This is a genomic window from Massilia aquatica, assembly GCF_011682045.1.
Classification (GTDB): domain Bacteria; phylum Pseudomonadota; class Gammaproteobacteria; order Burkholderiales; family Burkholderiaceae_D; genus Telluria_A; species Telluria_A aquatica.
This window is the reverse complement of the sequence record NZ_VVIW01000051.1, coordinates 1-10,011: the sequence shown is the minus strand read 5'-3', so window position 1 is coordinate 10,011 and position 10,011 is coordinate 1. Positions and strand designations below refer to the sequence as shown.

The window sequence follows — 10,011 nt, the reverse complement described above, 5'->3', positions numbered from 1 at the left end:
GGTCCATAGCACGTATGATCAAAGGTGCTATGGACCCCCGCCTGCGCGGGGGCGACGGATCGTAAGTTAACGCATTGGGGGCTGTTCCCGGTTTTGCAACTTTTACAGCTTATTTGAGCCAGAGGCGCATCGAGTCCCAGGCGCGGCCGAAGATCGAGGCTTGCGGGACTTCTTCCAGCGCCACCACCGGCAGTTCCAGCACCGGCTTGCCATCGACCATCATCTTCAGGGTGCCGACTTTGCTGTTGAGCGGCAGCGGAGCCACCAGCGGGTCGTTGCGTTCCAGCACCGGCTTCATCTTGCCCGCCACGCCTTTCGGCACCGTCACCAGTACGTCGCTGTTAAAGCCGATCTTGACCGAGTTGGCCGAGCCTTTCCAGACTTCCGGGGTCTGGATCGCCTGGCCCTTGGCGTACAGCTTGACCGTGTCGAAGTTCTGGAAGCCCCAGTTGAGCAGCTTCTGGCTTTCTTGCGTACGGGCCTGGTCGGAATTGGTGCCGAGCACGACCGAAATCAGGCGGCGCTGGCCGCTGCCGTTGGGACGCCGCGCCGAAGCGATCATGCAGAATCCGGCCGCTTCGGTGTGGCCGGTCTTCATGCCGTCGACCGTCGGGTCGAGCCACAGCAGGCGGTTGCGGTTCGGCTGGGTGATCTTGTTGTAGGTGAAGCTTTTGACCGAGTCGATCTTGTAGTACTCCGGGTAGTCGGCGATCACGCGCGCGGCCAGCACCGACAGGTCGTGCGCAGTGGAGAAATTGTCCGGGTGCGGCAAGCCGTGCGGGTTGGCGAAGCGCGTGTTTTTCAGGCCCATGCGCTGGGCTTCACGGTTCATCAGGAACACGAACGCGCTTTCGTCGCCGGCTACCGCTTCGGCCAGGGCCACGGCGGCGTCGTTACCCGACTGCACCATCAAGCCGTGCAGCAGGTCGTCGACCGAGACCGGCACCGCCGGGTCGATGAACATCTTGGAACTGCTGGCGTCGACTTTCCAGGCCTTGACCGAGACGTTGATCATCTGGTTCAGGGTCAGCTTCTTTTCCCTGAGCGCGGCAAAGGTCAGGTAGGCCGTCATGATCTTGGTCAGCGAGGCCGGTTCGATGCGGGCGTTGGGGTCCTGCGAGGCGATGACTTGCCCGCTGGTGGCGTCGAGCAGCAGCCAGGAGCGCGCGGCGACGGTCGGCGGCGGCATGGTTTGCGCAACGGCGGTCGATAGCGCCAGGACACTGGCAGCCAGTGCGGCAATAAGTTTTCTCATGGGAATCAGTACTCAAAAAAGTGGTGCAAAAAAAGGGCGCCCAATTATAGTGGCTATAGTGGGGTATCGCCCTCACGCCGCCACAGTTGGACCACCAGTGTCTTGATGTGGCCCAGCTTGCGGTGGAAGAAATGGTCGGCGCCAGGAATGACGATGACCGGTATGTCTTGCGGCCGCGCCCAGTCCAGCACCTGGGTCAAGGTAATGGTGTCGTCGACTTCGCCGTGGATCAGGATGGTGTCGGCCGGCACCTTGGGCATCGGCCATTTGCCGGCGGCGCTGCCGACCAGCACCAGGCGCTCGGCCGGACGGCCTTCGGCCATCAGGCGCTGCTGCAACTGGGCTTGCACGAAGGTGCCGAACGAAAAGCCCGACAGCGCCACCGGCAGTCCCGGATACTGCGCCTGCATGTGGGCCAGCATCAGCGCCATGTCGTCGGTCTCGCCGGCGCCGTCGTCGTGCACGCCGGCCGAGGCGCCGACGCCGCGGAAGTTAAAGCGCGCCACCGCGTAGCCGAGCGCGACAAACGTGCGCGCCAGGGTCTGGGCCACCTTGTTGTCCATGGTGCCGCCGTACAGCGGATGCGGATGGGCCACCAGGGCGATCCCGCGCGGTGCGCCCGCAGGCAGGTCGAGCAGGCATTCCATCGGTCCGGCGCCGCCGGCCAGGGTGAATTTTTCGGCGTTCTTGTTCAGCAAATTATGCGTGGCAGTGTTCATGTAACGAAGCGGTCAGATTTTGAGGCGGTCGACGACTTTGCCGCCAACCAGGTGGGAGTCGATGATTTCATCGATGTCGCTGGTGTCGACATAGGTGTACCAGGTGCCTTGCGGATAGACCACCAGCACCGGGCCTTCGTCGCAGCGGTCGAGGCAGCCGGCCTGGTTGATGCGCACTTTGCCGTGCCCGTTCAGGCCCAGTTCCTTCATGCGGCGCTTGGCGTGCTTCTGGGCAATTTCGGCGCCGAGCTTGCCGCAGCACTGGCGTCCATCCTCGCGCACATTCATGCAGATAAAGACGTGCTGCTCGAAGTAAGGGGTATCGCTCATGGTGGTTCCCGTTTCTGTTATGGCTGGCGCAATGATACGCGTTCTTCGCGCCGATTGAGTTTATGCGAGGGCAGCAGCAGGAACCAGATCGCAAAAAACGGCCATAGCAGGGAGAGGAATTGCGCTGCGCCATTGAAGTTAAGAAACTTTCCCTGGACCCAGCCTTGCAGTGTGGCACTAAAGTAGGGGTTGACCGGGATCGTGTTCACCACCAGCAGGCTGAGCACGAGGGTGACCACCGCCAGCCGCCGCTGCGCTTTTGCGGGCGCGAACGCCAGGCCCGCCAGCATGATCAGGCCGATCAAAAAGCCGCCCTGGGCGCCGGGCGTGATCCAGGCCAGCGCATTGTCGGGCTTGAACAGCAGGGAGCTGGCAAGGGTCTTGGTCAGCAGCGCCGCGCCGAGCATGGCGCCAATCAGGAACAGGCGCGGGGCGCCGCGCCGCAGCAGGCACAGCATGGTCAGGACGGCGCCGGTCATGCCGCAGGCGGTGATGATGGTTTCCGACAGCCAGTACTGTTCCACGCTCATGGCGGCGCCGGGGCGCAGCATGGTGACCAGGTCGATGTCGGCATCGAGCCAGGCCGACAGCCATTCCGAAAAAATCGGCAGCAGCTGGCCGTGGCCGAACATATAGCCGAGCGGGTAGACCTGCGCCAGCGGCCACAGGGCCAGCAGCACCAGGCCCTGGCTGGCGTGCGCCGCGAACCAGCGCTGGCGCAGCTGATACAGGCGGCTCTGGTCCAGAAAAGAACGCGCGCCCAGGGCGCCGATGATGGCGCCCACCAGCGCGCCGGCCGAATTGGTGATGAAGTCCAGGCTCGATGGCACGCGGCTGGGCAGGTAGGTCTGCACCGCTTCCATCGTGCCCGAGACCAGCACCCCGCACACGGCGGCCAGCAACACCGCCCACACGCCGCACACGCGCGGGTACATGGCCAGCACCAGCAGGGTGCCGAGCGGGATGTAGCCGATGATGTTGACCATCACGTCGAAGCCGGTCCAGTACTGCGGCATCGCCAGGGTCAGGAAAATGAAGGGCGACAGGCCGCTGCCGCGCCAGCCCGAAAACGGAAACCAGCTGGCGTACACGATCAGCAGCATGTAGGCCAGCAGCGAGGCGCGCGCCACGGGAGAACCGCGCACGGCGGCCGTGAGCGGCGCTGCTGCGGGAAGGGCCCCTGGCGCGTCCGGCGCGGTCATTCTTTTTTGAGCGGCAGCGTGGCGAGCCAGGCGATGACGTCGGAGGCGACCGTGTCGGTGGCGCCGGCCAGCGCGCGCGCGCCGCCACCGGCATCCAGACTGCTGGCGGGGGTCTTGCGGTCGAAGGTCTTCTGGTCGACCAGTTTATGGCCCTGGAATAGCGAGGCGCGCAGCACCAGCTGGCCGTGGCTGCTTGCCTGGCTGTCGAAGTGGTGGCTGAAGTCGTCGATTTCCAGGCGCAGGATCGGCACGCCGTCCGAGGCGTCGCTCACGCTCAATACCTTGGCGCCGGACTGCGCGATGCGCGATTTGAGGCGCTGGGTCACCATCTGCAGCGGCGTGGCGGACCAGCGGCTGTTGGCGTAGGCGCGCGCCTGCAGCGGATCGCTGTAGTTCAGGCGGTAGAACATGCGTTCGCTGTCGAGGGCCGCCGAGCCGGTCACGTCGCCCACCACGATGGCGGCGATAGGGGCGCGCGCGGCTTGGACAAACTGCGCGGAACTGGCGGCCGGGCCGAAGTCGAAGGTGGTGTTCTGGGCCGGTTTTTCGCTGGCGCAGCCGGCCAGCAGCAGGGCGGCGCCGGTGCCGGCCGCCAGCAGCAGGCGGCGCAGTGTGCCAGATACGGTGACAGGCAGGGTCGGGGTCTGGGTTGGGGTGTGATGCACGATGGTCCTCATTTGGTCGGTGCGGTAAAACCTGGTTCGCCCGGCCCCGGGGTCGGCGGCGCGGCGCCGAACAGCAGGCTTTGCGGACGGTCGTTGAGCGAATTCATGGTGCGCCGCACGGCCCGCAGCGAGGTGCGCGCTTCGTCGGTCATGGCCACGAAGTGCGGCAGGGTTTGCATTTCAAGGTCGGTGGTGACCGCTTCGAGCGAGCCGCCGACCCGGTCCACGGTGCTGTTCAGGCGCGCAATGGCGCCGTTGGGCGACTGCAGGTCGTCGGCCAGCTTGGTGTAGCTGCGCGTCATGGTGCTGGCGTTATTGCTGAAGGTGTCGAACGCGGCGAAGCTTTGTTCGGCCTTGGCGGTCAGTTGCGGCAGGCGCGCCAGGGTCGGTTCGAGCTTGGCCGGGATCGCGGCGTAGGCATTGGCCGCCTTGCTCACATCGGCGAAGGCGTCCAGGATGACCTTCTGGTTTTCGGGGGAGGCCATGGCGTCCAGGCGCGTGGCCAGTTCCTCGGCCTTGTCGAGGATGACCAGGCCGCGTTTCTCTAACTGGTCGAGCAGGCCCGGACGCAGCGGAATGCGCGCCAGTTTTTCTTCGGTGCTGGCCATCAGGGGCGAGCCGGTCTTGTCGTCATCGAGCTGGATGAAGGCGATCCCGGTCACGCCCTGGTAGCCCAGGGTGGCAAAGGTGGTGCTGGTGACCGGCGCTTCGGCGTCGACCGCAAGGTGGATCAGGATCTGGCCGGGGGTTTTGGTGTCGAAGCTGATGGCGTCGACCTTGCCCACTTCCAGCCCGCGGTAGCGCACCGCCGCCTGCGGGTTCAGGCCCGGGATCGACTGGATGGTGGCGATCTGGTAGGGCACGCGCTCGACCCGGTCGCGGTTGAACCAGATGCCCGCCAGGACCGTGGCCACCAGCAGTGCAATCGTGAAGAGTCCTGTCATCAGGGCGTGCGATCTGTTTTCCATATGCTAGTGCTCCGGTGCGTGCTCGGCGTCGTATTCGTCGAGCACTTCGAGGGCGCGCTGTCCGCGCGCACCCAGGAAGAATTGTTTGATGAAGGGATGGTCCACTGCCAGCACGTCGCGTGTCGGTCCGATCGCGATCACGTGTTTTTCGGCCAGCACCGCAATCCGGGTCGACAGCGCGAACAGGGTGTCCAGGTCGTGCGTGACCATGACCACGGTCAGGCCCAGTTCGCGGTGCAGCGATTGGATCAGGGCGACAAAGGCGTCCGACAGGTCGGGGTCGAGGCCTGCGGTGGGCTCGTCGAGGAACAGCAGCTGCGGTTCGAGCGCCAGCGCGCGCGCCAGCGAAGCGCGCTTGATCATGCCGCCCGACAGGTCCGATGGCATTTTCTTGGCGTGCTCGATGCCCAGGCCGACCATGTTCATTTTCAGGAGCACGGCGTCGTGGATCACGTCTTCGGGCAGGGCGCGCAGCTCGCGCAGGGGCTGGGCGATATTGTCGAACACGGTCAGCGCCGAATACAGCGCGCCCTGCTGGAACAGCATGCCCCAGTGGTTGCGCATGCGCTGCAGCTGGTCGGCGTCGGCCTCGCTGATGTCTTCGCCGAACACCCGCACGCAGCCTTGGGCGGGGGTTTCGAGGCCGAGCATCTGGCGCAGCAGCACGGTCTTGCCGGTGCCCGAGCCGCCCACGATCGACAGGATCTCGCCCTGGTAAATATCCAGGCTCAGGTCCTGGTGCACCACGGTGCGGCCGAATTTGGTCCACAGCTTGGTGATCTGGACCACCGGCGGGCCGACATCTTCGTCGGGCCGCATGTTCAGTTGCTGGCGCTTGGGGGCGGTGGTTTGTGGTTCCGTCTTTTGCTCGTCCATCAGAAACCGACTCCGCTGAAAATAATGGCAAACACCGCGTCGGCCAGGATCACCACCGTGATCGCGGTCACGACCGAGGTGGTGGTGCCGCGCCCGAGGCTTTCGGTATTCGGTTTGATGCGCAGGCCGAAGTGGCAGGATACCAGCGCAATGAGCATGCCGAACGTGGTCCCTTTGAGCAGGCCGATGATGTAGTTCGACAGCGGCACCGCGTCCGGCAGTTTTTGCAGGAAGTAGCTTGCCGACAGATTCAGTTCGACCTTGGCCGAAACCATGCCGCCGATCAGGGCCATGGCGTCGGTCCAGACCACCAGCAGCGGCATCGAGATCGCCAGCGCCACCACCTTGGGCATGATCAGGCGGTAGCCGTGCGAGATGCCCATGACCAGCATGGCGTCGAGTTCCTCGGTCACCCGCATTACCCCGAGCTGCGCGGTGATCGAGGAGCCGGAGCGGCCGGCCACCAGGATCGCGGCCAGCAGCGGCCCCAGTTCGCGGATCACGCTCATGCCGAGGATGTTGACCAGGTACATATCGCCGCCGAACATGCGCAGCTGCTGGGCCGACAGGTAGGACAGCACCACCCCGATCAAAAAGCCCACCAGCGCGGTGATGCCGAGCGCCTGGAAGCCGGAGTGGAAGATATTGGCCGACACTTCGCGCCACGGCCCGGTCATCGGATGGCGGATGAAGCGGCCGATGTCCTGCACCACCTGGCCGATCAGGCGGATGAAGCCGTGCGCGTGCTCGAAGAAATTGAGCATGCCGGCGCCCAGGGTCATGACCCAGTTGAAGCGGCTGGCGCGCACGCGCGGCAGTTCGAGCTTGCTGGCTTCTTCGATGCGCTTGAACAGTTCTTCCTGTTTTTCGGCCAGTTGCAGCTGCGCGGGGCGCTTCTTGCCCCAGGCGTTCCAGAACATCTGGGCGCCGATGTGGTCGAGGCGGACGATCTGGCTCAGGTCCCAGCTCAGGTCCGGTTTGTCCTTGAGCGAGACCAGGGTGGCGTTGATGGTCTTGATGGCGCCGCACTGGGCCAGCGCGTGCACCTGCCAGATCCCGTTGGCGAGGACCGATTGGGGCGAGCCTGCATCAGGCGGTTTTAGGGTTAAAGTTGGCGCATTTTCAATCTGCATTGCGCCAGTGTAAAAGAGAATCGCCGCGACCGCTACAGGAGTTCGTGCGCGGGTCGGCGCGGGGCGTGTAATCGTCTGTTTACATGGCCCCTGTATGCACGCCGCGCCGCGTGGATGGTCAGGCAGCCAGGTGGCGTGCCTGGCGTTGCGGCACGCTCGCCACCGGCTTGGCTTTCTCGGCCGGCGCGTCGACGCGGCCGGCGTAATCGCTGCCGACCAGCGCTTCGGCGTCGCTGCGCGGCATGCCGCGCGTCTCGAGCCATTGGGTGACCAGTTTGGCCAGGCGGTCGAGCGCGATGCGGTGGGTGGCATCGGTCCTGGCGTAGATCCAGTCCGAGAAGGCCATGAAATTGGCGAAGGGCGACGCGCCCAGGATGTGCGCCAGCGTATGCGCGAAGCGTCCCGAGTTGGCCACCAGGTCCCAGTAGCGCGCAAAGCGCACCAGGCGCTGCATGGTCGCAAAATCGATCAGTTTGGTGGCCAGGATGGTGTAGGGCGGGTACGGGTCGAACACCAGGCCATGTTCTTCGGTGTGGCGGATGATCGGGGTGCCGCGCAGGCGTTTCAGGATGCCGAACTGGATCTCGTGCGGCCCCAGCGCCACCAGCTGGTCGAAGCCGCGCGCGAAGCTGTCCATGTCTTCGCCCGGCAGGCCGGCGATCAGGTCGACGTGCAGGTGGGCGTGCGACTGTTCGCACAGCCAGCGGATGTTCTCGGCGGCCTTGGCGTTGTCCTGGCGCCGGCTCACCAGCGCCTGCACCGCCGGGTTGAAGCTCTGGATGCCGATCTCGAACTGCAGTGCGCCCGGCGGGAACTTGCGGATGCCTTCTTTTAAGGCGTCGGGCAGGTGGTCGGGAACCAGCTCGAAGTGGGCGTAGACCGGGTCGTCCGGGTTTGCCTCTAACTTATCGAGGAAGAACTGCATGATCTTCAGGCTGGTCTTGATATTCAGGTTGAAGGTGCGGTCGACAAACTTGAACAGGCGCGCGCCGCGCGCGTGCAGCGTTTCGAGCTCGCCCAAAAAGGTATCGAGGCCGAACGGCCAGGCGGTCTTGTCGAGCGCCGACAGGCAGAACTCGCACTTGAAGGGGCAGCCGCGCGAGGCTTCCACATATAAGGTGCGGTTGGCGATGTCGTTATCTGTATACAGGGAGTAGGGCATCGCGATCTCGGCCATCGGCGGCTGCACGCCGGCGTGGATCTTCATCAGCGGCTTGGGGCCGTGCAGGATCTCGCCGCACAGCTTGGGAAAGGTCACGTCGCCCCAGCCGGTCACCAGGTAGTCGGCCATGCGCACGATCTCCTGCTCGCCCGGCTCGTGCGACACTTCCGGTCCGCCCAGTACGATGACGACCTGCGGCGCGACGCGCTTGAGCATGGCGACGACCTTGGTGGTTTCTTCCACGTTCCATATATAGATACCGAAACCGATGATGCGCGGCGACTGCGCCAGCAAGCGTTCGACGATGTCCGTGGTCTTGGCACCGATCACGAATTCGTGCAGGCTGGTCTGCTCCTGCAGCGGCCCCATGTTTGCCAGCAGATAGCGCAGCCCCAGCGATGCGTGGGCGTAGCGGGCGTTCAGGGTCGAGAGCAGGATGGTCATGGCGGGCGCGGGTTCGGCAAAAGCTGACATTCTACCTGTGCGCACGGCTCACGCCCGGCCTGCGCCGGGTGTCGTTGCTGCTGTGTAACATATCACGGGCATAAAACTTGCATTCACAGGATCGCCAGCACCACGCTGTTGTGTTTTAGTTTAGAAAGGTGCGTTTAGGAAATATGTTTACGCATTCCGCCCCCGCGCTACGTTAGTATATGAATCGGTTGCCATCGCGTGAAGTGTTACGCCATTTTTTGTCACATGAATAAATTACAGCCCATTTTTGTCATCGCTGCCGCGCTGATCTGCTCTGCCGGGTCCGCGCAGCAGTTGTACAAGACCGTCGGTCCGGATGGGAAAGTCACGTTTTCCGACCGTCCGCAAAACGGCGAGAAGCTCAAGGTCAGTGTGATGAAGGGATCCGTGCTGCGTCCGGTCGAAGGTCCTGTGCCGCCCCAGCCCAAGATTGCGCCGCCGTCCAAAGGCGCCGGCGCCGACGGCGCGGGCAATGGCATCTCGGCCGCCGGCATCCCGTCGCCCGAACTCCAGCATGCGGTGCTGGTGGTGTCGCTCATGTCGGAAGTGGCCGCCAAGTTCGAGCCGGTGTGCTCCAAGGCAACAGTGCAGAGCAAGAAATTCGTGACTGCCGCCAATGGCTGGACGCTGCGCAACAGCAGCTTTATCGAGAAGCAGCGCCGCGCGCTGGCCGACATGGCGCCGGCCCGGCGCACCGCCGTGCAGAATGAAGTGGCGGCCAAGATTCACGAAGCCATGGCCGAGGTGCTGGCCCAAGGGACTGCCGGCCAGGTGCGCTGGTGCGAAAAGGCAACCATCGACATGTCGGGTGGCGCCAATGATGTCGTCAACAATGCGGACGTCGCCATGCCGCTGATCACCTACAAGCCGAAGTAATTTGGCGAAGGTGGCTTGTGGAAATTCCGCCGCTTTGCTATAGTTCGCCTCCCCGCTGAAACGCTAGCGAAATCAAGTAGTTGGCAGGACAGTCCAGGGGCGTTTCGAAAGAAGCGAAGTAACAAAAAGAGGTTGACGAGAAACGCGAAACGCTGCATAATCTCACCTCTCTGCTGCAACGAACACAACGCTTCGTACCATGCGGCAAGATGGAAATACCGAATAAGTTCTTTAACAATTAACAGTCGATAAGTGTGGGCGTTTGATGAAGGTGCCAACGAAGCGTAAGCGACGTTGAATACTTAAATTATCAAATGTTCACAAAAAAGAAACACGGCGCATCGAAAGATG

At 63.7% G+C, this 10,011-nt stretch carries 10 protein-coding genes; 1 reads left to right on the top strand and 9 read right to left on the bottom strand.

The window, feature by feature from the left end:
- Positions 1-109: 109 nt before the first annotated feature.
- The 9 genes from F1609_RS33540 to F1609_RS33500 all read right to left on the bottom strand — a co-directional run bounded on the left by F1609_RS33540 (position 110) and on the right by F1609_RS33500 (position 8,754).
- Positions 110-1,255, bottom strand: coding sequence for a D-alanyl-D-alanine carboxypeptidase family protein (locus F1609_RS33540; RefSeq protein ID WP_167082207.1), 1,146 nt, complete (start codon positions 1,253-1,255; stop codon positions 110-112).
- A 53-nt stretch (positions 1,256-1,308) separates the two neighbouring features.
- Complete coding sequence (locus F1609_RS33535) at positions 1,309-1,974, bottom strand: alpha/beta hydrolase (protein ID WP_370661709.1); 666 nt, start codon at positions 1,972-1,974, stop codon at positions 1,309-1,311.
- 12 nt (positions 1,975-1,986) lie between these two features.
- Positions 1,987-2,304 (bottom strand): (2Fe-2S) ferredoxin domain-containing protein, encoded by a 318-nt coding sequence (locus tag F1609_RS33530; protein ID WP_054265111.1) that lies wholly within the window; start codon positions 2,302-2,304, stop codon positions 1,987-1,989.
- A gap of 17 nt (positions 2,305-2,321) precedes the next feature.
- Entirely contained in the window at positions 2,322-3,506 is a 1,185-nt protein-coding gene (locus F1609_RS33525; RefSeq protein ID WP_167082205.1) for a VanZ family protein, read from the bottom strand.
- A complete protein-coding gene (locus F1609_RS33520) occupies positions 3,503-4,171 on the bottom strand; it encodes an ABC-type transport auxiliary lipoprotein family protein (protein ID WP_370661708.1) in 669 nt (222 codons plus the stop codon). Before F1609_RS33520 ends, F1609_RS33525 begins: the two co-directional genes overlap by 4 nt.
- A gap of 8 nt (positions 4,172-4,179) precedes the next feature.
- Positions 4,180-5,139 (bottom strand): MlaD family protein, encoded by a 960-nt coding sequence (locus F1609_RS33515; RefSeq protein ID WP_167082201.1) that lies wholly within the window; start codon positions 5,137-5,139, stop codon positions 4,180-4,182.
- 3 nt (positions 5,140-5,142) lie between these two features.
- Entirely contained in the window at positions 5,143-5,958 is an 816-nt protein-coding gene (locus tag F1609_RS33510; RefSeq protein ID WP_167082209.1) for an ABC transporter ATP-binding protein, read from the bottom strand.
- Between the two features lie 56 nt (positions 5,959-6,014).
- Positions 6,015-7,148: an MlaE family ABC transporter permease gene (locus F1609_RS33505; protein WP_167082199.1), complete on the bottom strand. Its 1,134-nt coding sequence runs from the start codon at positions 7,146-7,148 to the stop codon at positions 6,015-6,017.
- A gap of 118 nt (positions 7,149-7,266) precedes the next feature.
- Positions 7,267-8,754 carry a B12-binding domain-containing radical SAM protein gene (locus tag F1609_RS33500; protein WP_167082197.1) on the bottom strand — a complete coding sequence of 496 codons (1,488 nt, stop codon included), beginning with the start codon at positions 8,752-8,754 and terminating at the stop codon, positions 7,267-7,269.
- Positions 8,755-9,009: 255 nt separating this feature from the next.
- On the opposite strand from F1609_RS33500, the gene F1609_RS33495 reads away from it, so the two are divergent.
- Positions 9,010-9,660 (top strand): DUF4124 domain-containing protein, encoded by a 651-nt coding sequence (locus F1609_RS33495; protein WP_167082195.1) that lies wholly within the window; start codon positions 9,010-9,012, stop codon positions 9,658-9,660.
- Positions 9,661-10,011: the final 351 nt, after the last annotated feature.